The organism is Micromonospora coriariae, from assembly GCF_900091455.1.
GTDB lineage: Bacteria > Actinomycetota > Actinomycetes > Mycobacteriales > Micromonosporaceae > Micromonospora > Micromonospora coriariae.
Genome location: NZ_LT607412.1, coordinates 5,134,592 through 5,156,334, shown reverse-complemented (window position 1 = coordinate 5,156,334; position 21,743 = coordinate 5,134,592). Strand labels below are relative to the sequence as shown.

The window sequence follows — 21,743 nt, the reverse complement described above, 5'->3', positions numbered from 1 at the left end:
TGGGTCAGGCGATGCGGGGACGGAGCCTCTGCAACGCGGCGGCAGCTACGATGACCAGTCCCTTGACGACCAGCTGCACGTTCGCGTCGATGTTGTTGAGGGCCAGGATGTTGTTCAGGATCCCGAGCAGCAGGGCGCCGGCGATCGTGCCGCCCATGGATCCACTGCCACCGGCGAGACTCGTTCCGCCGATGACCACTGCCGCGATCGCGTCCAGTTCGTAGCCGGCACCGTCGTTCGGGCTGCCCTGGTTGAGCTGGCCGGCGTGGATGATCCCGGCGAGTGCGGCGAGCAGGCCGGAGATCGCGAAGACGGTGATCCGGACGCGCCGTACGGGCACGCCGGAGAGCCGGGCGGCCTTCTCGTTGCCGCCGATCGCGTAGACGTGTCGCGCGAAGGCGGTGCTGCGCAGCACCAGGAGCGCGCCGACCCCGATGGCGAGGAAGAGCAGGGCCGGCACCGGCAGCACCCCGTTGATCGAGCCGCTCAGCAGCGAGAATGTCTCGGGCGCCTCCTGCGGACCGTCGCCGTAGGCGATCGGGATGCCCAGCCCGCCCGACCACATCCGGGCGATCCCCCGAGCTGCCTGCAGGCCGGCCAGGGTCACGATGAAGGACTGGATCCCGAGCCGGGCGACGATCGCGCCCTGGGTGGCCCCGAACGCGGTGCCGATGAAGAGCACGATCAGGACCGTCGGCACGATGCCCAGGCCGCTGTCGACCATCAGGGTGGCCGACCCGACCGCGGCGAGCCCGAGCACCGCCCCGACGGAGAGGTCGATGCCGCCGATCAGGATGACGAACGTCATGCCGACCGCGATGATGCCGATCTCGGAGACCGCCCGGACGATGTTGGCGAGGTTTCCGGAGCTGAGGAAGACGTTCTCGCCGTTGCGGGACGGCGAGACGGCGATCGCGATGAGGAAGACGGCGACGAGCCCGAACAGGCTCTGGAACCGGAAGAAGTTGTCGACGATCGCGTGCCGGTCGGTCGGCAGTCGGATCGCCCGGCGGCGGGGCGGTGTCTCCGGCGGCGATTCGGCGAGGCTGGTGGGGTTGGGCGGATTCATCGAGACTCCTTGACGTCGTCCCCGTTGGCCGCGGCGAGGATGGCTTGTTGGGTGGCGGAGGCGCGGGGCAGCGCGGCCACCGTGCGACCGCGGTGCAGGACGACCACCCGGTCACAGAGGCTCAGCAGCTCCGGCAGCTCCGATGAGGCGAGCAGGATCGCCATGCCGGAGTCGGCGAGCCGGTGCAGCAGGTGGTAGATCTCGGCCTTGGCGCCGATGTCCACCCCCCGGGTCGGCTCGTCGAGCAGGAGCAGTCGCGGTCGCATCAGCAGTTGCTTGGCGAACACGATCTTCTGCTGGTTGCCGCCGGAGAGCGTGGCCACGGCGATCGACGGTGACGCCGCCTTCACCGCCAGGGCGGTGAGCTGCGCGGCCACCGTCCGGCGCAGCAGCGGGCGGCGCACCAGCCCGAGTGTGGTCAGCGACGACAGCGCGGAGAGCACGACGTTGTCCGCGACGGAGTGCTCCAGCATCAGGCCCGCGCCGCGCCGGTCCTCGGGCACGAACGCCACCCCGTGCGCCAGCGCCGCCCGGGGCCCGCCCGGGCGGTACGGCCGGTCGTCGATCAGCACCTGGCCGGTGTGCCGGCCGGAGCCGCCCGCGCCGAACAACGTCTCCAGCAGTTCGGTACGCCCGGCGCCCATCAACCCGGCGAGGCCGACGATCTCTCCGGAGCGCACCGTGAGGTCCACGCCGGCCGGTTCGGTCCGCCCGGGTACCGGTCGGCGGGGCGTCACGGCGAGCCCGCGTACGTCGAGCAGCACGTCACCGGGTTCGTTGCGGCCCTCGCCGAAGAGCGCGTCGACGGACCGGCCCACCATGAGTTGGATGATGTCGTCCCGGGAGGCGACCCGTGGGTCGACGGTGCCGGCGACGCTGCCGTTGCGCAGCACGGTGACCCGGTCGGCGATGACCTCGATCTCCGCCATCCGGTGCGAGATGTAGACGATGCCGACTCCGGCCCGGCGCAGCTCGGCGATCGTTGCGAAGAGCCGTTCGACCTCGGCGTCGGCCAGTGCCGCGGTCGGTTCGTCCATGATCAGGACCCGCGCGCGCAGTGACAGGGCCCGACCGATCTCGACCAGCTGTTGCTCGCCGACGCGCAGTGACCCCACGAGCCGGCGCGGGTCCAGGTCGGCGCCGAGTGTCCGCAGGTGCGCCGCGGCCTGCCGGCGCATCTCCCGGATGTCGACTGTGCCGAAGCGGGTGCGCGGCTCCCGCCCGAGGAACATGTTCTCCGCGATGGACAGCCCGGCCACCAGGTCCAACTCCTGGTGAATGGTCGCGATACCAGCGCGTTGCGCATCGGCCGGGCCGGCGAAGCTCACCGGCTCCCCGTCCACCTCGATCGTCCCGTCGTACTCGGTGATCACTCCGGAGAGAACGTTTATCAGCGTGGACTTGCCGGCGCCGTTCTCGCCGAGCAGCGCGTGCACCTCACCGGCGGTGACGGTGAGGTCGATGTCACGGCAGGCGTGCACGCCGCCGAACCGCTTGCCGATGCCGGTCATCCGGACCAGCGGCCGATCTGTCATACGGCACCTCGTGGCTCGTCTGCGGGATCTGGGGTGATCGGAGTCGGAGACCCATGGTCTGGGCCTCCGACTCCGACCGGGTCACGAGGTCAGGCGAGCCTCGATGTAGTCGAGGCCGGCCAGGTAGCCGCTCGACGCGGCGGCCTTGCCGGTCACCGTGAGGGTGAGCGTGTGCCGACCTGCCGTCAGCTCCCGCTGGCCGTAGTCCAGCGGGTCGCTGACGATCACTTCCGGCGAGTGGTACGCGTCGAACGCCTCGCCGATCCCGGTGCCGTCGATCGCCACCGTGTTGGTGCCGTAGTCGCCCGCCAGCGTCTGCACCAGGCGCAGCTGGTAGGTGCCGGTCGTGGGCACCTCGAACGCCACCGTCACGCTCCGGTTGGGCGCGTTTGGTCGGAACCACAGCTGTGCGCTCCGTGACCAGTGGATGCCGCAGCAGTCGCCCTGCACCTCCGCCGGTGCGTCGGCGGAGACCGCGGGCAGCAGCGATTCGGCTTCGATCCGCAGCGTGTCGCCCGTGGCGGCCGACGCCGGCGCCGAGTAGGCGCCGAGGTTGCCCGCGGCGTCCACCGCGCGTACCCGGTAGTACCAGGTCTCACGCAGGCCCAGCCCGCTGTGCTCGAAGCTCGGCCGGGTCGTGGTGCCCACCCGGTTGTCCGGTCCGGGCGTGAACCCGGCCTCTCGCGAGGCGAACACCTGGTAGCTCGGCGCGTACACGTCGTCGGCGGCCGGCCGCCAGGTCAGTGCCACCGCGTTGGTGGTGGCGCTGGTGGCGGTGAGCCCGGTGACCTGGGTGGGCCTGGTCTCGTCGGCGAAGGGGGTGACCTCGCTCAGCACCGCGTACCGGGCCGCGGACCAGGCCGGGGCGCCGGCGGTCGGCGTCAACGTGACGGTCACCGTCGACCTGCCGCGGGTGAGCGTGGGCGGCAGCCGGAACTCGTCCTCCAACCAGCGGTGTGAACCGTTGGCCAGCGGCTGCGACCAGGTGCCGGCGTCCCGCCCGTCGACCTGCACGGCCACCGACTGGTGCCCGGCGGACTGGTCCCCCACCCGGCGCAGCACGGCGCCGGTGTTGTCCCGGTCCAGGGCCACCCGGAACCGGATCGGCGTGGCCGAGGCGCGGGTGTCGTCGGTGACCGGTCGCTGTGCGCCGTCGTCGCCCTCGAAGGTCGCGGTGAGGACCTGACGATCGCCGCCCGAGGAGTACGCGTGCGCCGACTCGCTGCCGGCGTCGCCGACGTCGACGGTGTCGGTCCAGCGCTGCCCGACGGTGTCCTGCCCGTACCAGTAGGCGGTCGAGCCGTACCGGGCCGGGTCCTGGTCGCCCGGGCCGTGCTCGATGCCGAAGCGCAGGTCGGTCTCGAACGACACCGCCTCGGCGAGCATCAGCCGGTACGCGCCGGTGCAGTCGTACTGGCAGCCGTAGTCGCTGACCTCGTGGGCGGGGTTGCCGTTGGTGGGCGCCGAGAACGTGCCGTGGTTGAAGTACCAGCCGCTCTCGTAGAAGTCCTCGGTCCCGGTGCCGTGGATGCTCGGGCTCTGCGCGCCGTCCACGTAGACCCGCTCGTCGCCCTCGAGGTAGTTGCGTTGGTTGCCCGCGGGGATGTGCCCCTCCATGGTGTGCGTGACACCGACGAACTTTCCACTGCCGGCCACGTCGAGGAAGGCGTGGTCGGCGCCGGGGGCGGTGTCGGCGCTCGTCGCGGTGGCCCGGAAGTAGCCCGCCGTGCCGGTTGGACGCAGTGCCGGCGCCCAGCTGGCGGAGCGTGCGGTGGTCACCGACGCCGTCGACGTCGTGATCGGCACGCTGGAGCCGTTGCGCAACTCGACGCTGAACCGCGACCGGTAGGGCATCGGCCACCAGGCCGACAGCGTCGCGGTCGCGGGGTCGACACCGAACATCAGCGACCGCACCGGGTGCAGCCCGAGGCCGGTGCCGAAGAACTCGCCGAGTGGCGCATCCACTGTGGTTGCGCCGTCGAAGGTGATGCGCAGCCGGCTGTCCCGCAGCACCGCGTCGGAGGCCGCGACGGCAGCCTTGCGGTCGGCGTCCGCCGGGTAGCTCATGGTGTTGCTGCCCTGCCAGGTCTGCGTGGTGATCCGGTAGCTGTGGGCGGCCTCGGCGTCGGTGTGGGACGGTCCGAGGTCGAGCGTGTCGGTTCGCTTGGCGGTGCCGGCGACCAGGCTGTCGACCCAGTAGGTGAACTCGTTGACGTCCAGGTCCGAGGAGATGAACTGGTTCCGGATGGTGATCGTGGATTTGCCGGCCGTGGCACTCGCCGGCAGGTCGACGGTCTGGTCGAGCCAGGTGCCGAACGGCACCGGATCGTTGGTCGGCCACTCGGCGACCGGCACACCGTCCACCACGACCTGCGCCCGCTGGTGCCCGATGTGCGGGTCCAGCCGGCGGGTCAGCCGCACCCCGGCGTTCGCCGGGTCGACGGACACCCGGAACTCGCTGCCGCCGCCGGAGCCGTAGGCACGACCGTCATCGGCGAGCGGCGTCGGCGGCCCGACGAGTTGCGGGATCCGCAGTCGCAGCGCGCTGATCGCGCCGGGGCCGGCGCCGCTGGCGAGGGTCACCGCGCCCTTGGCGGGGACGCTGAACTGCCGGTCGGCGGTCGTCGCGCCGGGCTCCGGGCGCTTGGGGTCGCGGGTCCCGGCGGCCTTGAGCTGGTCGATGACGTCCAACGCGCGGTCCGACGGGTCGAAGGTGCGCACCCCGTCGGCGGTGGTGAACTTGCGGTAGGTGACGTGGTAGAAGATCGGGTTCTTCTCGGTCGTCACCCGCATCGAGCTGCGGTAGGTCATGGGCGCCTTGATGTAGACACCCCCGGAGCTCTGCGCCGCGTTGGCGACCACCGGGTAGACGAAAGGTGCGCCGAGCTTGCCGTCCACGACGTCCTGAAGCTTGGCGTCGAGCACTGTCACGCCATCGAGGACGACCTTGATGGTGCCGGTGGCGGAGACGTTGCCCTCGTCCCGGGTGAACCAGATCGAGTCGATCTCACCGGCGCCGGCGGCCTCGGCGAGGACGCAGCCCTCGGCGCTGGTGCGCAGGCACGAGTACTGGCCGGAGAAGCCGTCGTCGTTGCCGCCACCACGGTCGAAGCTGGAGAACTGGTAAGCCCGTGGTCCGTCGGGAAGCTCGGCGAGCCGGTCGAGCCTGCGGTAGACGTCCCATCCGGTGGGACCGTTGTCGGACGAATTGGGCGCCGCAGCCGAGGCCGGCGCGGCGGGGCCGACCAGGGAGGTTCCGGCGAGCAGCGCCGCGGTGAACGCGGCGCGCAGCAGGCGGCGAGCGGAGGTACGTGGTGCGGGGGTGGTGGGTGTCATGAGTCGCCTTCCACGTCGGTGGGTGGGGCGGATCGCGATGCACTGGCAAGGAATCGATTTCTCGCTGCAACCGCGATCAGGGTAGGCACGCCCCCATGCGACGGTCAATGCTCGATCCGCGCCGACGTGCGGCGCTGTTGACAGCGACCCAACCTGCTTTTATGGTCCTCGCTCAGACGAGCAAACGATTTCTCCGCTACCCGGACGGGCGTATTGTCATGACGGTGAGTCGAGGTGGTGGTGGATCGCGGTGACACCCGCGGCTCAGCGTCACCGCTTGACCGTCGCAGACCCCTGTCGGCGACCGCGCCCGCGCCGGACTACCGACGGGAAACGCCCCGCCCCCGATCCGTCACTACCCACCGTAGGATTCCGGGTTCCGGCACCGGAGCCCGCTCGGCGGACGCGCCGAAGCACAGCATCGGGACAGCCGAGCGAATGGAGGCGACTGGAGGCGAATGGCGACGATCTATGACGTGGCACGGCAGGCTCAGGTGTCACCCGCGACGGTCTCGCGGGTGCTCAACGGACGGACCACGGTCGATCCAGTCATGGCGGCGCGGGTCCAGCAGGCGATGCGGGAGCTTGACTACCGCCCCAACGCCGTCGCCCGCAACCTGCGCCTGAGCCAGACCAGCCTCTGGGCGGTCATCATCTCCGACATCGGCAACCCCTTCTTCACGTCGATGGTGCGCGGAGTGGAAGACGTCGCGCAGAGCGCCGGCTACTCGGTGGTCCTGTGCAACAGCGACGAGGATCCGGAGAAGGAGTCCCGGTACATCGCCGCCGCTCTGGCCGAACGGATGGCGGGTGTCATCATCTCCACGTCGGGCCGACCGACAGTCATCAACCGGCTCGTCGAGGCGCGCATCCCGGTCGTGGCGATCGACCGTCAACTGCGCGGCGTCAGCATCGACACCGTACTCGTCGACAACGTGCACGGAGCCGAACTCGCGACCACCCACCTTCTCGACAACGGCTACCAGCGGGTCGCCTGCATCACCGGTCCGCGCCGGATCTCCACCGCCGCCCAGCGACTCCGCGGCTACCAGCGGGCGTTGCGGTCGCACGAGCGGGAGGCGACCGACAACCTCGTGCGGTACGCGGACTTCCGCGAGGAGGGTGGCTACCGGGCCATGGCCTCGCTGCTCGACAGTGACAACCCGCCCGACAGCGTCTTCGCGACGAACAACCTGATGACCGTCGGCGCGGTCGAGTGCCTCGTCGACCGTGGAGTCAAGGTGCCGGCCGAGTTCGGGGTGGTCGGGTTCGACGACATACCCTGGGCCCACCTGGTCAGGCCATCGCTGAGCACCGTCTCCCAGCCGACGTACGACCTGGGGCGGGCGGCCGGGGCGCTGCTCACCGAACGGATCGCCAACCCGGCCCGACCGCCGTCGACCGTCACCCTCAGCACCGGCCTTCAGGTACGCGAGAGCTCCAGCCGCCCGAGGTGACGGAGCCGGTGGCCGGCTCCGGTCCCCCGCACCCGCCCAGCCGTCAGATGTCGACCGCACCGCACAGGTGCACCCGGACGCCGAGTTCGGCGAACATGGCCGCCTTCACCCGCAGCGCCTTGTCGGCGGTCCCCGCATCGGGCGCGTAGGCGACGTTGACGTGGTTGGCCTTGTGCCGCGCCATCAACTGGTCCCGGTCGACCCCGTGCAGGACGGCGTGCATGATCGGCCACTGCGGGGTGGTGGCGTCCAACCGGCGCTGAGTCTCCTCGGCCGGCAGCTCGACGACGGTGCCGCGGCCCAGGTCCACGTGCAGCACACCGTCCATGATGAACACCCGGGACCAGACGATCTCCCCCGGCTTCGACACCCCACTCAGGGTGCCCCCGCCCAGCGGGAAGAACATCGGCGGCTGGCGCATGCTGTACGACCTGTCGTAGCCACCGTTGTGTGACGCCGGCACCGAGCCGGAGATTTCGAAGACCCAGACGAAGTCGTCGCCGTACCGCTCGCCCCACCGGATGTCGTGCAGCGTCGTCGCCGGGTCGAGGCCCATCGCCGTCCAGATCCGATTGGTGACCAGCGAGTCGACCGCCACCCCCTCGTCGACCTCGTTGAAGTGCGGCAACGGCACCCCCGGGTACAGTTCGCGGCTCCCGTCGCGGCTGAGCACGGGCGGCCGCTGGACGTTGTTCAGCAGGCCCTCGGCGAGGTCGCTGGCCGGGACGGTGTCCTTCAGACCCTGCTGGTACTGGATGCCGACCGCGTCCAGGCCGTAGTCGTCGGAGATGCGCAGGGCGGCGATGTACATCTTGAACTGGCTGAGCAGCTGCGCCTCGGTCAGCTCGCTGGCCTCGTCGGTGCCGACGTGAAAGGTCATTCCGGCGTCGTCCAGCCACCGGCGGACCGCTCGGGCCTCCTCGTCGGGTACGCGCGCCATCTCCGCGACCAGGGCGCTCTGCGACAACCGCTCCTTGTAGATCCCCAGTGGATTGATCAACTCGTCGTCGAAGATCGCGTTGTACATACCCATGCATCCCTCGTCGAAGACGCCGATGATGGCCTTCTCCGTCGCGAGCTGCCCGGCCAGCGACCGACCCAACGCGACCTCCGGGTCGTCGGACAGGTCGGGCAGGTCGCGTACGTGGCTGGTGTCGTGGCGCAGCTCGCCGGTTTCGAGCCAGGTCCGCAGCCCGCCGACGGCCCACTCGTCGGTGAAGTCCCGGCTCCACAAGGCGGAGTGCCGGACGCCGGCCTTGGTGAGGCTCGCCGTGAGGTTGAGCAGACCGACCAGGCCGGGGAACTCGCCGCTCCAGTTCGCCACGATGAGGATCGGTCCCCGGTGGCTGCGCAGCCCGGCCAGGACGTGGTGGCTGTACTGCCAGACGGCCTCGACCACGATCAGCGGCGCGTCGGCGGGGATCCGCTTGAAGACCTCGATGCCCGCGCGCTGGCTGTCGATGAAGCCGTGTCCCTTGCCCGCGTCGACGCCGTGCCCGCGCTCGACCTTCCAGCCGAGCGCGTTGACCGCCGCGGTGAGGTCGGCCTCCAGTTGCTGCTGGGTGGGCCAGCAGGTGACGTTGGCGCTGAGCCGGAGATCGCCGCTGGCAACCGTGTAGACGGTGCCGGGTGCCGCCGACGGCGGGTTGGCGGCCACGGGCAGCGTGTAACTAGTCATGGGGCGACTCCTCTTGTGCGTTGCTCTTCACTGGGCGTCCGTCCGAGCGGCGTCCAGGAAACGGACCTGACGTGCGGCGAGCGCGTGAGCGACCCGCTTGGAACTCGTGTACAGCTCGCGGTACAGCCCGTACAGCTCGTCGTAGTCGGCGGCGAACTCGACGCGTGGCTCGCAGACCTCCGTGACGGGGTTCCACGCCTCGATCGAGACGGTCCACCCTGTCTGCGCGGCCAGGAACGCCGCGCCGTAGCTGGCGCCGATGGTCTGCGCGGGGATCACCTGGGCGCGTCCGGTGACGTCGGAGACGATCTGTGTCCAGAGCCCACCCCGGGTGCCCCCGCCGACCGCGACGACGCGCCGGATGTCACCGCCGCTCGCCTCGATGGTCTCGATGTTGTGGCGTACGCCGAGGCCGGTCGCCTCGAGCGCGGCGCGGTAGAGGTCACCGCTGTCGTGCGAGACGGTGAGGCCGGCGAGGATGCCGCGGGCCTGCGGATCCAGGATCGGCGTACGTTCACCGGCGAAGTACGGCAGCATGAGCAGCCCTCGGGCACCCGGACCGGAGGCGTCGGCGAGGCGGAGCAGGTCGGCATAGTCCGGCGAGCCGAACAGCTCGCGCAGCCACGCCGTGATCGCCCCGGACGTCGCCAGGCCACCGGCGAGATTGCGGGTCCCGGGCAGGGCGCCGACGGTCCCCCACAGCGACGGGTCGGTGACCCGGGCCGCGACCGTGTGGACCAGGAACATCGTCGTGCCGTACATCAGCATGAGGTCGCCGACACCCTGAGCACCGACGCTGATCGCCTCCGACCAGGCGTCGATGGTTCCGGTGATCACGGGCACGCCCGGCGGCAGTCCGGTCATCGCCGCCGCTTCCGCCGTCACCCGGCCTGCCACGTCGCCGGGCCAGCGAAGTGGAGGCAGGATCAACCCGGGGGCGATCTCGGCGGCCCACAGGTGGTACCAGTCGTGGCCGTCGGTGTCGTACAGCGGCGTGCACTGGCTCGCCGAGTGGTGGTCCAGCACGTACTCGCCGGTGAGCTTGACGGCGAGCCAGGAGCTGGGCATGAACAGCCGACGGGCGCGGCGGAAGAGGTCCGGCTCGTTCTCGGCCACCCAGGCCACCTTGGCGCCCGCCGCCTGACTGGAGAGCGCCGAGCCGCACCGACGCAGGATCTCGTCCGCGCCGAACCGCTCGTTGAGCCGGGTGATCTGCTCGGTCGAGCGGGTGTCGACGCCGTACAGGATCGCCGGGCGGAGCGGGACGTTCGCGGCGTCGGTGAGCAGTACGCACGGGCCCATGCCGCTCACCCCGACCGCGACGACCTCGGCGTCGCCGGGTGCCAGCAGGTCGCCGCTGAGCGAGACGAACTCCTGCCACCAGATGTCGGCGTCCATCTCGACCCAGCCAGGCCGCGGCCGGCTCACCTCGTGCGTCCGGGTGGACGACCGCAGGACACGGCCGTCGATGTCGACGAGCACGCCCTTGCTGCTCGATGTGCCGATGTCCACGCCGAGGACCGCCGCGACCTTCATGGCGCCACTGTTCCAGCAATCGATTTCCTAATCAAGGCCGAGCCGCCCACGTTTCTCTCCGATCGCTGGTGCCAGGCCGAACCTGCGTCGGCACCGACCCAGGTCCGCGAAAGGACCTTCGAGCAGTGGAGCGCCCGGCCGGTCAGGCGTTCTCGGGGATTCGACAGCACCCAATCGTGGTGGCACCCCGCTCACCGCGCGCCCGCCCGGAACGTGGCCTCAGCGGGAAATCGTTAACTGATCAGCCAGCGGTACGCGGCGACGATGAGCGCGGCGTCCCCGGAGAAGCGCTTGTCGGCTTCAAGTTCCTCGGCCAGCGCCGCCTCGATCTCGTGCTCGAACGGGCTGCGCGGTTCAGACCCGAGCTTCGGCGGGTTGCGGAGCGGCGTCCAGCGGCAGGTCACGCAGCCGGCGGATCGGGGTCGACAGGTAGATGATCGGGGACAGCACGGTGAGCCCCCCGAAGATCAGCAGCGTGGTGCGGGCGCCAATCGGTCCGGCCAGGGCGCCGGCGAGCAGGCTGCCGAGCGGGATGGCGCCCCAGGAGACGAACTTGACAGTGGCGATCACCCGCGACAGAAGGTCCGGCGGACTGGCGAGCATCCGGTAGGTGCGGGTGGTCACGCTGAGCACCACCGAGGAGCCGGCGAAGATGAGGTTGCCGGCGGCGAAGGCGAGGTAGGCGGCGGTGCCTGTGCCCAGCGGGATGATGAGCGCGCCGGCCACGCCGACGAAGGCCGCGATGATCAGGCCGCGTGCGGTGCCGACCCGATCGGTGAACCGGGTGGTGAGCGCGGCGCCGATGAGCGTGCCGAGACCGTCGGCGGCGAGCAGCAGCCCGACCATGAGCGGCGACGCGTGCAGCTCGCGCACCAGGTAGTACGGGAAGAGGGCCAGCATCGCGCCGCAGATGAAGTTCGTCGCGGTGGCGTCCCACATGGCCGGTCCGATGATCGGGTGTCGGAGCACGAAGTGCCAGCCCTCGCGGATCATCGTGACCATCGGTGGCCGCTGGGCCGGTCGCTGCACCCGCCGGGCCGGGAGGGTGCGCAGCAGCACGGCCGAGATCAGATAGCTGACGGCGTCCACGAACAGCGTCGGCACCGCGCCCAGCAGCTGCACCGCGAGTCCACCCAGGGACGGCCCGCCCAGCTGGGTGGCGGCGTGCGTACCGGAGTTGAGGCTGTTGCGCGCCTGCAGCTGCGCGGCGGGCACGATCTCGGGCAGGAAGGTCTGGTTCGCTACGTCGAACAGGACGTTGGCGAAGCTCACGACCAGGGCGACCGCGACCAGCTGGGCCACCGTCAGGGCCTCGAACCACCAGGCCAGGGGGACGGACGCGATCGCGAGGGCACGGATCAGATCCACGGTGACCTGCATGCCGCGCAACGGCACGCGCTGAACGATCACCCCCGCCGGCAGGCTGATCAACAGGTACGCGAGGTAGCCGGCCGCCGTGATCAGACCCATTTCGAAGGCCGACGCGTCCAGCACGGTCAGTGCGGTCAGCGGCAGGGCCACCGCGCCGACTGCCGAGCCGAGATGACTGGTGGTGCCAGCGACCCACCAGCGCCAGAAGACAGTAAGTCTCATAATGGAACTGACTATAGTGGTGGGTACGAAGAGAGTCGACACCTCGCCGACGCGGACTGCGCCATCGCGCAATCCCTCGGCGTGCTGACCGACGATTGACCCGTCAGCGGTCGGTGTCGCGCACGGGGCCACCCGGCAGCAGGACCCGGGTCAGCATCCTGTTCGGCCGGAGCCTCAGCTGATCCCCCGGACCGCCTCGATGATCGTCTCAGCGACCTCGCTCGGCAGGGACACCGCCATCGCGTGCGAGCCGCCAGCGACCTCGCGCTGGCCCCGCGGGTCCGCCCGCTCGGCCATGAACCGGTGCGCGGCGACCGGAATGTTCTTGTCGGCGTCCCCGAACACGAACCAGCTGGGCAGCGATCGCCACGCGGGGTCGCCGGAGAGCCCGTCATTCAGGGCCTGTTCGGTGATCGGCCGCTGGGTCCGGGCCATCAGCGCGGCAAGGTCAGTCGGCACGTCCGCGGCGAACTGCGCGTGGTAGGCGTCCTGGCCGATCGCCACCTCGTTACCACCGCTCGACACCGGGTACTGCACCAGCGTGTCGGCGAGCGTGCTGCCGGGGAACTTCCCGGACAGCGACAGCGCCGACTCGCCGGTGTCCGGGCAGAAGGCGTTGACGTACACCAGGGCCCGCACCGACGGATCGCCAGCCGCGGCCTGCGTGATCACCATGCCGGCGTACGAATGGCCGACGAGGACAACCGGGCCGCCAATCCCGCGCATCACGTCCCGCACGTACGCGGCGTCGTCTGCGACGCTCCGCAGCGGGTTGGCGGCGGCCACCACGTCGTACGCGGCGCCCAGCCGCTCGATCACACCGTTCCAGCTCGCCGACTCGGCGAACGCGCCGTGCACGAGGACGATGGTGGGCTGCGGATCGGGCATAGCACGCACTCCCTCACTCCGTGACGCTGTCACCCGCCGGCCGCGCCGCCGGGACGCCCGAATACCCGTTATGCGAGAGTGAAACATCCAGCCCGATCGGGACCTTCCTATCTGTGCTCGTCCGAGGGCTGCTCCTTCGTCAAGTGAAGCAGCCACCCCTCGCCGGTGCGGATGAGCGCGTAGCGTCGGCGGCCGGCGCGGCCGTGCAGCGTGAACAGCATCCGGCGCTCGCTGCGGTCGTGCTTCTCCCACGTGCCGATGTCGGCGATCGACTTGTCAGCGTCCTCGTAGGTGAGGTGGTCGAGGTGGTGGTCGGCCACGGCGATCGCGAGCCGGTTGTCGCTGGGATCGTCCGGCAGGCCACGGGGAACCGCCCAGGAACGCAGCACACCGTCCTCCTCGAGCCGCAGGTCGAAGTGCGGTCGTGGCTTGCGGTGGTGGTGCAGCACGAAGGCGAGTGGCACTCTTACGATTGTCGGCGCCCGCCCGCCCTCTCGCTACCGACCTGCATGTCTCGGGCCCGGTCAGAGCCCCTCGGTGAGCCGCACGGGTCACACGGTCTGATCCAGGTGATGCTCGGCGGCGATGCGTTCGATCTCGGCCGGCGTGCCGGCCATGATCGTCCGAGAGTGCTAGCCGGTCGCCTGTCGCGACCGGCTCATCGGAGGCAGCGCAAGATCAGGCATCGCGCCGGTGGAAGGTGAGAGCGGCGAGCGCGAGGGCGGCGAGCGTCCAAACGATCGTTGCGGCGGCGCCGCGGGACGGGTCGAGGGCGGCGGTGTCCGGGAGGTAGGCGGCGCTGGTGGCGGACCGGGCGCGCAGCAGCGGGCCTGCGATGAAGTACAAGCTGAGCAGCAGCACCACGGCCGGTACCGCGCGGCGAACGACGCTGGCGACTGCCGCGCCCAACAGCGTGGTGAGCGTCAGGTACGCGGCAGCGATCGGAATCCGCGTGGCCTCACCAGCCGGCAGGGTACTGACAGCCGCCGTCGTGGCGGCCACCGGAAGCACCACCATGGCGAGCACGAGGGCCTTCACCGCCTGCAGGGGCAGGCGCCGGGGCGACGCGAGCAGTGTGGTGCGGATCTGGCCGCCCTCCTGGTACTCGGATGCGACCGCCAGCACGCCGAGCACCAGGAAGCCGGCCTGGGTGTAGGCGAGCGGGGCCAGGGCCGCGTCGCGGCCGAGCGACTCACCGCGGGAGGCGGCCGTCGCGTACGCGTATGTCAGCAGCAGATTGCCGGTCCAGGTCAGCAGTACGGTCAGGCGCAGTGACGGCAGGGTCAGCAACTTGCGTAGTTCGGCGCGGGCATTGTTCATGCGTCCCGCCGGTGAAACAGGACGGCGCCGACCGCGAGTAGCGCCACCACCCAGGCGGTCATCACCAGGCCGGCGGTCAACGGGGCGATCTCGACGGGGAAGTCCGCCCCGCGGATGAACATCTGCGCGCCGACGATGTCCGGCAGGTACGCGGCCAGGTCGGTGACCTTCGTCAGCAGGTACGACACCGAGACGACGGAGCTGTTGATGATCAGCAGCGTCAGCGGCACGATGCCGTTGCGAGTGATCAGCGTGATCGCGTACGCCAGTAGTGCCGTCAGCGTCCAGTAGAGGATCGCGGCGGCGACTCGGGCCGGCGCGGGTGTCGGTGCGTGTTCACCGTGCAGCACCTGCGTGAGGGTGAGTGTGGCGGCTGAGGCGACCACCGCCTGTGCCGCGACGACCAGCACCAGTGCCGTGGTCTTCGCCGCGAGCAGCCGTCGTCGGTCGGGAACGGCGGTGAGTGTCGTGGTGAGCTGGCGGGCGCCGGGGGCCTGCTGACCGGTAGATGTGTATTCGCTGCTCACCACGATCACGCCGAGGATCATCGGACCGATCAGGCCGATACCCAGGTCGCGTAGGCCCAGGTCGGCCGTGTCGGTGAGGGTTCCGGCCGCGATGGCGCGACGGGTGTACGGCGCGTTCAGCAGGACGATCACGGGTGCTGTGAGCGTGCCCAGCACCAGGCCGACCCACGCCGTGGGCAGGCCGAGCAGCTTACTCAGCTCGGCGCGGACCATTCTCACCATGATCCACCCGCCTTGGCGGCGGTCAGCGCCAAGAAGGCGTCCTCGAGCGTGCGATGACCGCCGGTGACATCGGCGAGTCCGCCTTGGATCACGACCCGGCCCTTGTCGATCACAATGATGTCGTCGGCGGTCTCGGCCAATTCGCCCATCAGGTGGCTGGAGAGCAGGACCGTGCAGCCCTCCGCCGCGCTGGCCCTGAGGAACTCGCGCATCCAGCGGATCCCGGCCGGGTCGAGGCCGTTGACCGGCTCGTCCAGGACCAGCACCTCAGGATCACCGAGCAGCGCGGTGGCGAGCCCGAGCCGGCGGCTCATCCCGAGCGAGAAGTGGCCGGCACGCTTCCGCGCGTCGCCCGTCAGGCCCACGATCTCGAGAACCTCGTCGACGCGGGAGTCCGGCAGTCCGTTGCTGGCGGCCACCCAACGCAGGTGAGCGTGCGCCGTACGGGCCCGGTGCGCGCCGCTGCCGTCGAGCAGCGCGCCCACCGTCATCAACGGACGGGTCAGTCTCCGGTACGGTCGCCCGCACACCAGCGCCGCACCACCCTGCGGACGGTCCAGGCCGAGCAGGATACGGAGCGTCGACGTCTTGCCGGCTCCGTTCGGCCCGAGGAAGCCGGTGACCCGGCCGGGCCGGGCCTCGAAGCTGACGTCGTACAGGATCCGCGTCCCAGCCTTGGTTTTGCTGACGCGATCGATCGTGATCATAAGCCGAGTCAACCGGTCTTCCGGCTCTCGTACATCCGACCGTTCTCCGATCTTGACGGCCGGGTCGGTCCACGGACCGTCAGACCCTGGTCTGAGAACTACAGTCGGGCTGGTGAACGCCCATCCGCACCCCTCCGGGCGGTCCAGGACCGTGCCGGTTGCCGCCGTGGTGATCAGTGTGCTGGTGATGGCCATGTGTACGGTCGGCGCGCAGGGCCCGCTCGCGGTCGTACTGCCGCCGCTGATAGTCGGCGGCGCTGTCGCGGCCGCGGTCTGGGCGGTGCGGCGGTCACGCACCGACCGAACCGCCTACGAGTCCCGGCTGACCGCCTGGGCCGCGTCCGAGGCGGTGCTCGCCGAGCGGCTGCGGATCGCTCGCGACCTGCACGACATCGTCTCGCACGGCTTGGGCCTGATCACGGTCCGCGCGGCGGCCACCCGGCATCTACCCAAGCCTGCCGAGGTGCAGACGGCGCTCACCGACATCGAGGACGCGAGCCGGCGTGCGACGGCCGAGTTACGCCGCATGCTGACAGTCCTGCGTGAGCCGTCGGCCGCCAGCCGCCGTGCCCCGGTGGACAATCTCGACGACTTGCCCGGCATCGTGCACGGGGCATCGCTCGCGGGGCTTCGGACACGGCTGACGGTCGAGCCGCTCGGTTCGGTATCGGAGGGTGTACAGGTCGCGGTCTGCAGGACCGTGCGGGAGGCGCTCAGCAACGCGGCACGGTACGCGGGACCGACGGACGTGCGGGTGGGGGTGTATCGGGACGGAACTCACGTGGTGGTCACGGTCGCGGACGCCGGCCCGTCAGTCGACGGATGGCTGGCATCGCCGGGCGCCGGACACGGGCTGGCCGGGTTGCGGGAGCGGATCGACAGCCTCGGCGGCACGCTGTCGGCGGAGCACGTCGACGGAGGATTCCGCATCACCGCACGGATCTGGGACGGGACAGCGTGAGCGACGTCCGCGTGCTGCTGGTAGACGACCAGGCGCTGCTCCGACACAGCCTCGCCATGATCATCAACAACGAGCCGGACCTGACCGTCGTCGGCGAGGCTGGCGACGGCGCGCACGCGGTGGCGCACGCCCGCACCAGCCGCCCCGACGTCATCCTGATGGACGTACGGATGCCGCACCTCGACGGACTCAAGGCCACCCGCCGCATCTGCACCGACCCGGCACTGTCCGCCGCGCGCGTCCTGGTCCTGAGCATGTTCGAACTCGACGAGTACGTGTACGAGGCGCTGCACGCGGGAGCGTCCGGCTTTCTGCTCAAGGACGCCCGCCCCGAGGAACTGCTCGACGCGATCCGGCGCACCCACCGCGGTGAATCGCTGTTCGCGCCGTCGATCCTCACCCGGCTCGTCGCGCACTACGTCGCGGCCCCCAGCCCGGGCCGGCCGATGTCGGCACTGCGGCGGCTGACCGACCGTGAGGTCGAGGTGCTCACGCTGATCGGCGGCGGCCTGTCGAACGACGAGATCGCGACCGCCCTGGTGATCTCGGTGAAGACGGTGAAGACGCACATCACGCACCTGTTGGCGAAGCTGGCCGTACGAGATCGGGCGCAGTTGGTGATCGCGGCGTTCGACGCCGGGCTGGTGCGGCCACGCCGCTGAACCCACACACCGTCCCCCGTCATCGGTGATTTCCGTCAATACCCCGGATCCGTCGTGCCATGTGTCGTCATCGATCACGATGATGGCCGCGCCAGGCCCGTTCGGTACCCTCTTACACGCTCTGACAACGCCTGACGACGACGTCTGACATTGGGGATAGATGGACGACCAGCGTGCTGCCGTCGAGTCGGTTCAAGACGGCACGGCCACCGAGAGATTCGCCGAACAGTTGCGGAAGCTGCGGGCCGCCGCGGGCAACCCGTCATTCCGGAAGATGGCCGGGCGGTCGGGCCGGATCTCGCACACGACGCTGCACGAGGCTGCCGCCGGGACCAGGTTCCCCTCGTGGGAGACCACGCGCGAGTTCGTCCGGGCGTGCGAGGCGGACGAGGTTCAGTGGCGGCGCGGATGGGAGGACGCTCAGCGCCGGGGGGCGGGCCACGCTGCCGCGGACGGCGACCCGGCGACGGTCAACACCGGTTCCCCGGCCGGGGACGATGGTCGCGCCACCATGCAGGCCGCGAGGACCCCCGTCGTGGCCGCCGGGACGTATGACGCCGTGGACACTCCGGCGGCCGGTCAGTCCCTCGTGTCTCGCGTCGCCGCCTCTTCGGATCTCGTGCCGCGGGGCCAGCGCGCGCTGCGGGCGCCCGAGCGGACACCGGCGACGGCGGAGGACGAGGTCACGGGCGCGCGACGGCATCGGTCGCCGTGGCTCGCCGCCGCCGCGGTGGTGGCGGTGGCGGCGATGGTCGCTGTCCTGGGCGTCACCATCCGCGGCCGGTCGTCAGTGGACGACTCCGGCGCCGTGGCGGCGCCACCGACAACGGCAGGGTTCTCGGACGCGATGATTCCCGGGGACTCGAGCCAGTTCGTCGCCGACGTCACCATTCCCGACGGTACGCAGGTGAAGGTTAACGCCCACTTCGTGAAGGTGTGGGCGCTCATGAACGCGGGATCGGTCGACTGGCACAACCGCTTCCTGGCGCGGATAAACCCCACCGCTGACGATGACGGTTGCCAGGTGCCGGATCGCGTGCCGATCGGCGACACGCCGCCCGGCGAGCAGGTGATGATCAGTGTCGCGGTCACCGCGCCGAACCGCCCCGGGAAATGCTGGGTCAGCTGGAAGATGGTCGACGAGCACGGGCGGGCCTACTTTCCCAGCCGCCGACCGGTGTACTTCATGGTGACCGTCACCGCCTGAGCAGGTCCGACGACCGGGTCGTGGGTCGCCCCACGGGTGTCAGGCGTGAGCGCTCCATGTCAGACCTGCTGTGCCACCCGATCTGACAACACCGTGTTCATCGAGGTCGTTGACGGCCTGATAGATCTGACAGGACAGCGGGGGTACCGAACAGCACGGCCCTTCTCGCAGGGTGATGTCCGTTCCGAACGTGACTCACCACCTACGAGGAGGACCGACCATGCGCCGTCCCCGGTTAGCCGTCGGGCTCGCCGCGCTCTGCGTGGCCGTCAGCGTCCCGGCCCACGCGTGGGCCGCGGCACCCGGTGCCACAGCGCAGCGCACCGCAACCACTGCGGCACTGCCCGCCGTGGACATGGAGGCCACCGTCCTGGCCGCCCAGATCGACCCCCGCCGTGCCGACCACACACTGACCCCGGGCGCGAAGAGTTCCGTACTCGCCGTCGAGCAGGCGCTCCAGGCGCGGAACCTGCTCAACGGGCAGTGGGTCGACGGCTACTTCGGCACCGAGACCATCTCGGCGTACGCCGCCTACCAGCGCTCGCTCGGCTACACCGGTCTGGCCGCGAACGGGCTGCCGGGCACGACGTCGCTGACGAAGCTCGGACAGAACCGCTACACAGTCGGCAACACGATCGGCCCGGGCGCGAAGGTCCAGCGGGACGGGTACGTCGTCGACGCCCGTACGCAGGCGATGCTGGCCGAAGCCCAGCGTCTGCTCGGTCACACCCTGGTGCTGGCGCAGGGCTCGTACAACCCCGGGGGCGACCCGACCTCGGCCGGTACGCACGACGGCGGGGGTGTGGTGGACATCGCGGTCACCGGCATGACCGCGGCCAAGCGCACCGCCGTCGTCCGGGCTCTGCGCCAGGTCGGCTTCGCCGCCTGGATCCGTGATCCCGACCAGGGCGACTGGCCGTGGCACATCCACGCGGCGGCGATCAACGACACGGACCTGTCCAGCCAGGCGCAGAACCAGACAGGCGACTACTACCTCGGCATGAACGGCCTGGCCAACCACGGCCCGGACGACGGCCCCCGGATTCCGATCAGAACCTGGGAGCAGTACCAGCGCGGGCAGTGACCCGCACCCGACCGATCCACCATCCATCGCTCACCGTTCACGAAAGGACACCATGAACATCCGAAAGAGTCTCGCCGTCGCCGGCGCCGCGCTCGCCATGACCACCTCCATCCTGACCGTCGCATCGCCGGCGTCGGCGGCGTCCCGGGACGGGGTGTGCGACAGCGGCGAGTTCTGCTACTACTACAACAGCAACGAGGCCGGCTCGATCTCCGACTTCACCGGATCGATCGACGACTACGGCACGACCCAGCCGTCCTGCTACGAGTTCAAGGGCGCGGGTAACGGCCAGGGCCTGTGCGTGAAGAACAACGCCGCGTCGGTGTGGAACCGCACCAGCAAGACCGTGAAGGTCTACTTCAACAGCAACTTCGGCGGAGCGAGCCAGTCGTTCGCGGCCGGGGCGAAGGGCAACCTCAACGCCACGCTGAAGAACAACAACGCCTCGCATGACATCGGCGGTGCCACCACCAACCCGGCCGACCCGCGCGCCGCCGAGGCCGTCGCATTCGCGAAGGCGCGGCTCGGGCACACCGACTGGAACAACGAGTGCGAGCTGTTCGTCGAGCGGGCGTTCGGCACCAGCGGCCGGTTCGCCACGGCCCGCACGCACTACCAGTGGCAGAAGGACAACGGACGCATTCACACCGGCTCGGTGCCGCCCGCCGGAACGGCTGTGTTCTTCACGTCCACCACGTCGGCCGGGCACGTCATGCTCTCCATCGGCGGCAACAGCGCCATCAGCACCGGGCCGACCGTCTACCAGACCAGCACGTTCCGGGACCGGTCCGACTACCTGGGCTGGGCCTACGTTCCGAGCGGCTGGTGACCCGGCATGCGCTCGTACCTGATCAGCGCGCCAGCCAGATTTCAGTACCCGCTCGTGACCGGCGGTCGCCGATGACCACCCTGAAAGGAGTTCCGGGCGTTCTGGCAGTCCTGGTGGCGGTGCTCGTCGGCGTCGCGGTGGCGCCGGGCGCGGCGTCCGCCGCCGACCGCGACGGGGGCTGCGACAGCGGCGAGTTCTGCTACTACTACAACAGCAACCAGGCCGGCTCGGTCTCGGACTTCACCGACTCGCTGGACGACTACGGCACGACCCAGCCGTCCTGCTACGACTTCAAGGGCGCGGGCAACGGCAAGGGCCTGTGCGTGAAGAACAACGCCGCGTCGGTGTGGAACCGCACCAGCAAGACCGTGCGGGTCTACTTCAACAGCAACTTCGCCGGTGCGAGCCAGGACTTCGCGGCCGGGGCGAAGGGCAACCTCAACGCCACGTTGAAGAACAACAACGCCTCGCACGAACTGCTGAGCGGGCCGACGGGCTGCAGCACCGACGGCACCAACAGCAAACTGCCGAGCACAATCCTGGTCTACCGGGTGAGTCTCGGGCGAGTCGACCGGGTCGACTTCAAGACGTACGTCAAGAACGTCCTCCCGAACGAGTGGGTGACGAGCTGGCCGAACGCTTCGCTGGAGGCCGGTGCCGTAGCCGTCAAGAGCTACGGCTGGTACTGGGCGCTGCACTCGACCCGGAAGACCTCCGGCGGGCAGTGCTACGACGTCCGTGACGACACCGGCGACCAGGTCTACCGGCCGTCGTCGGCGCAGGCGTCGACGTCCTCCGCGGTCGACAGCACCTGGTCGACCCGGATGACCCGCAGCGGCAACATCCTGCAGGCGCACTACTGTGCGACCACGACCGCGTGCGGTGGCTGGGTGGACGGGGACTGGATGTCGCAGTACGGCTCGCGTGATCTCGCGAACGCGGGCAAGAACTACCAGGCGATTCTGCGCTACTACTACCGCGACGTGACCGTTTCCTGACCTCACGCGCCAACTGCGCCGCCCGCCGCGGATCCGCGGCGGGCGGCGCGCTCGTGGCAGCGGCACGTGCCGGCGCGACCCGCCGGTCGGAGGCGAGTCGGATGACAGGGCCGAGGTGACCGGGGCGCGAGGCG

19 protein-coding genes and 1 pseudogene are annotated in these 21,743 nt (G+C 70.2%); 8 read left to right on the top strand and 12 right to left on the bottom strand.

Translation table 11 applies throughout. The annotated features are described in order from the left end of the window. Nucleotides 1–4 precede the first annotated feature (4 nt). The 3 genes from GA0070607_RS24000 to GA0070607_RS23990 all read right to left on the bottom strand — a co-directional run bounded on the left by GA0070607_RS24000 (nucleotide 5) and on the right by GA0070607_RS23990 (nucleotide 5,940). Nucleotides 5–1,069, bottom strand: coding sequence for an ABC transporter permease (locus GA0070607_RS24000; RefSeq protein WP_089020188.1), 1,065 nt, complete (start codon nucleotides 1,067–1,069; stop codon nucleotides 5–7). Continuing rightward, entirely contained in the window at nucleotides 1,066–2,604 is a 1,539-nt protein-coding gene (locus GA0070607_RS23995) for a sugar ABC transporter ATP-binding protein (RefSeq protein ID WP_089020187.1), read from the bottom strand. Before GA0070607_RS23995 ends, GA0070607_RS24000 begins: the two co-directional genes overlap by 4 nt. Nucleotides 2,605–2,685: 81 nt before the next feature. Continuing rightward, complete coding sequence (locus GA0070607_RS23990; RefSeq protein WP_089020186.1) at nucleotides 2,686–5,940, bottom strand: DUF2961 domain-containing protein; 3,255 nt, start codon at nucleotides 5,938–5,940, stop codon at nucleotides 2,686–2,688. Nucleotides 5,941–6,398: 458 nt separating this feature from the next. Between GA0070607_RS23990 and GA0070607_RS23985 the strand changes: the two genes are divergently transcribed. Beyond that, on the top strand, nucleotides 6,399–7,397 hold the full coding sequence (locus GA0070607_RS23985) for a LacI family DNA-binding transcriptional regulator (protein ID WP_089020185.1): 999 nt from the start codon (nucleotides 6,399–6,401) through the stop codon (nucleotides 7,395–7,397). A gap of 43 nt (nucleotides 7,398–7,440) precedes the next feature. Here the strand turns inward: GA0070607_RS23985 and GA0070607_RS23980 are convergent, their stop codons facing one another. The 9 genes from GA0070607_RS23980 to GA0070607_RS23945 all read right to left on the bottom strand — a co-directional run bounded on the left by GA0070607_RS23980 (nucleotide 7,441) and on the right by GA0070607_RS23945 (nucleotide 15,868). Next, nucleotides 7,441–9,075 (bottom strand): fucose isomerase, encoded by a 1,635-nt coding sequence (locus GA0070607_RS23980; RefSeq protein ID WP_089020184.1) that lies wholly within the window; start codon nucleotides 9,073–9,075, stop codon nucleotides 7,441–7,443. 27 nt (nucleotides 9,076–9,102) lie between these two features. Beyond that, nucleotides 9,103–10,611, bottom strand: a complete 1,509-nt coding sequence (locus tag GA0070607_RS23975) for an FGGY-family carbohydrate kinase (RefSeq protein WP_089020183.1) — start codon at nucleotides 10,609–10,611, stop codon at nucleotides 9,103–9,105. A gap of 233 nt (nucleotides 10,612–10,844) precedes the next feature. Next, the gene (locus GA0070607_RS33055) at nucleotides 10,845–11,015 is read right to left on the bottom strand and encodes a hypothetical protein (protein WP_197701145.1); all 171 of its coding nucleotides are present in this window, start codon (nucleotides 11,013–11,015) and stop codon (nucleotides 10,845–10,847) included. Then, nucleotides 10,966–12,204, bottom strand: a complete 1,239-nt coding sequence (locus GA0070607_RS23970; RefSeq protein ID WP_089020182.1) for an MFS transporter — start codon at nucleotides 12,202–12,204, stop codon at nucleotides 10,966–10,968. Before GA0070607_RS23970 ends, GA0070607_RS33055 begins: the two co-directional genes overlap by 50 nt. A gap of 174 nt (nucleotides 12,205–12,378) precedes the next feature. Then, nucleotides 12,379–13,092 (bottom strand): alpha/beta fold hydrolase, encoded by a 714-nt coding sequence (locus tag GA0070607_RS23965; protein WP_089020181.1) that lies wholly within the window; start codon nucleotides 13,090–13,092, stop codon nucleotides 12,379–12,381. Between the two features lie 107 nt (nucleotides 13,093–13,199). Further along, nucleotides 13,200–13,556 carry a DNA polymerase ligase N-terminal domain-containing protein gene (locus tag GA0070607_RS23960; RefSeq protein ID WP_231930234.1) on the bottom strand — a complete coding sequence of 119 codons (357 nt, stop codon included), beginning with the start codon at nucleotides 13,554–13,556 and terminating at the stop codon, nucleotides 13,200–13,202. A 214-nt stretch (nucleotides 13,557–13,770) separates the two neighbouring features. Further along, a complete protein-coding gene (locus tag GA0070607_RS23955) occupies nucleotides 13,771–14,412 on the bottom strand; it encodes a hypothetical protein (protein ID WP_089020179.1) in 642 nt (213 codons plus the stop codon). After that, nucleotides 14,409–15,161 (bottom strand): hypothetical protein, encoded by a 753-nt coding sequence (locus GA0070607_RS23950; RefSeq protein ID WP_197701144.1) that lies wholly within the window; start codon nucleotides 15,159–15,161, stop codon nucleotides 14,409–14,411. Before GA0070607_RS23950 ends, GA0070607_RS23955 begins: the two co-directional genes overlap by 4 nt. Continuing rightward, the gene (locus tag GA0070607_RS23945; RefSeq protein WP_089020178.1) at nucleotides 15,155–15,868 is read right to left on the bottom strand and encodes an ABC transporter ATP-binding protein; all 714 of its coding nucleotides are present in this window, start codon (nucleotides 15,866–15,868) and stop codon (nucleotides 15,155–15,157) included. The genes GA0070607_RS23950 and GA0070607_RS23945 overlap by 7 nt, the downstream gene beginning before the upstream one ends. Before the next feature lie 112 nt (nucleotides 15,869–15,980). On the opposite strand from GA0070607_RS23945, the gene GA0070607_RS33580 reads away from it, so the two are divergent. The 7 genes and pseudogenes from GA0070607_RS33580 (at nucleotide 15,981) to GA0070607_RS23915 (ending at nucleotide 21,609) form a co-directional block, all read left to right on the top strand. Beyond that, nucleotides 15,981–16,829 (top strand): sensor histidine kinase, encoded by an 849-nt coding sequence (locus GA0070607_RS33580; protein ID WP_231930232.1) that lies wholly within the window; start codon nucleotides 15,981–15,983, stop codon nucleotides 16,827–16,829. After that, nucleotides 16,826–17,491 carry a response regulator gene (locus GA0070607_RS23935; protein ID WP_269458395.1) on the top strand — a complete coding sequence of 222 codons (666 nt, stop codon included), beginning with the start codon at nucleotides 16,826–16,828 and terminating at the stop codon, nucleotides 17,489–17,491. Before GA0070607_RS33580 ends, GA0070607_RS23935 begins: the two co-directional genes overlap by 4 nt. Before the next feature lie 160 nt (nucleotides 17,492–17,651). Then, a pseudogene (locus GA0070607_RS33860) lies at nucleotides 17,652–17,882 on the top strand (helix-turn-helix domain-containing protein); the annotation flags it as partial. Nucleotides 17,883–18,026: 144 nt separating this feature from the next. After that, nucleotides 18,027–18,698, top strand: coding sequence for an NBR1-Ig-like domain-containing protein (locus GA0070607_RS33570; RefSeq protein ID WP_231931200.1), 672 nt, complete (start codon nucleotides 18,027–18,029; stop codon nucleotides 18,696–18,698). A gap of 220 nt (nucleotides 18,699–18,918) precedes the next feature. After that, entirely contained in the window at nucleotides 18,919–19,782 is an 864-nt protein-coding gene (locus tag GA0070607_RS23925) for a peptidoglycan-binding domain-containing protein (RefSeq protein WP_089020174.1), read from the top strand. 52 nt (nucleotides 19,783–19,834) lie between these two features. Beyond that, nucleotides 19,835–20,611: a peptidase inhibitor family I36 protein gene (locus GA0070607_RS33565; protein WP_231930230.1), complete on the top strand. Its 777-nt coding sequence runs from the start codon at nucleotides 19,835–19,837 to the stop codon at nucleotides 20,609–20,611. A gap of 71 nt (nucleotides 20,612–20,682) precedes the next feature. After that, nucleotides 20,683–21,609, top strand: a complete 927-nt coding sequence (locus GA0070607_RS23915; RefSeq protein WP_089020173.1) for a SpoIID/LytB domain-containing protein — start codon at nucleotides 20,683–20,685, stop codon at nucleotides 21,607–21,609. Nucleotides 21,610–21,743 lie beyond the last annotated feature (134 nt).

Excerpts from the sequence above, each read along its gene's own strand:
- GA0070607_RS24000 (WP_089020188.1), bottom strand. The coding sequence starts at position 1,069 with ATGAATCCGCCCAACCCCACCAGCCTCGCCGAATCGCCGCCGGAGACA.
- GA0070607_RS23995 (WP_089020187.1), bottom strand. The coding sequence starts at position 2,604 with ATGACAGATCGGCCGCTGGTCCGGATGACCGGCATCGGCAAGCGGTTC.
- GA0070607_RS23990 (WP_089020186.1), bottom strand. The coding sequence starts at position 5,940 with ATGACACCCACCACCCCCGCACCACGTACCTCCGCTCGCCGCCTGCTG.
- GA0070607_RS23985 (WP_089020185.1), top strand. The coding sequence starts at position 6,399 with ATGGCGACGATCTATGACGTGGCACGGCAGGCTCAGGTGTCACCCGCG.
- GA0070607_RS23980 (WP_089020184.1), bottom strand. The coding sequence starts at position 9,075 with ATGACTAGTTACACGCTGCCCGTGGCCGCCAACCCGCCGTCGGCGGCA.
- GA0070607_RS23975 (WP_089020183.1), bottom strand. The coding sequence starts at position 10,611 with ATGAAGGTCGCGGCGGTCCTCGGCGTGGACATCGGCACATCGAGCAGC.
- GA0070607_RS23970 (WP_089020182.1), bottom strand. The coding sequence starts at position 12,204 with ATGAGACTTACTGTCTTCTGGCGCTGGTGGGTCGCTGGCACCACCAGT.
- GA0070607_RS23965 (WP_089020181.1), bottom strand. The coding sequence starts at position 13,092 with ATGCCCGATCCGCAGCCCACCATCGTCCTCGTGCACGGCGCGTTCGCC.
- GA0070607_RS23955 (WP_089020179.1), bottom strand. The coding sequence starts at position 14,412 with ATGAACAATGCCCGCGCCGAACTACGCAAGTTGCTGACCCTGCCGTCA.
- GA0070607_RS23950 (WP_197701144.1), bottom strand. The coding sequence starts at position 15,161 with ATGGTGAGAATGGTCCGCGCCGAGCTGAGTAAGCTGCTCGGCCTGCCC.
- GA0070607_RS23945 (WP_089020178.1), bottom strand. The coding sequence starts at position 15,868 with ATGATCACGATCGATCGCGTCAGCAAAACCAAGGCTGGGACGCGGATC.
- GA0070607_RS23925 (WP_089020174.1), top strand. The coding sequence starts at position 18,919 with ATGCGCCGTCCCCGGTTAGCCGTCGGGCTCGCCGCGCTCTGCGTGGCC.
- GA0070607_RS33565 (WP_231930230.1), top strand. The coding sequence starts at position 19,835 with ATGAACATCCGAAAGAGTCTCGCCGTCGCCGGCGCCGCGCTCGCCATG.
- GA0070607_RS23915 (WP_089020173.1), top strand. The coding sequence starts at position 20,683 with ATGACCACCCTGAAAGGAGTTCCGGGCGTTCTGGCAGTCCTGGTGGCG.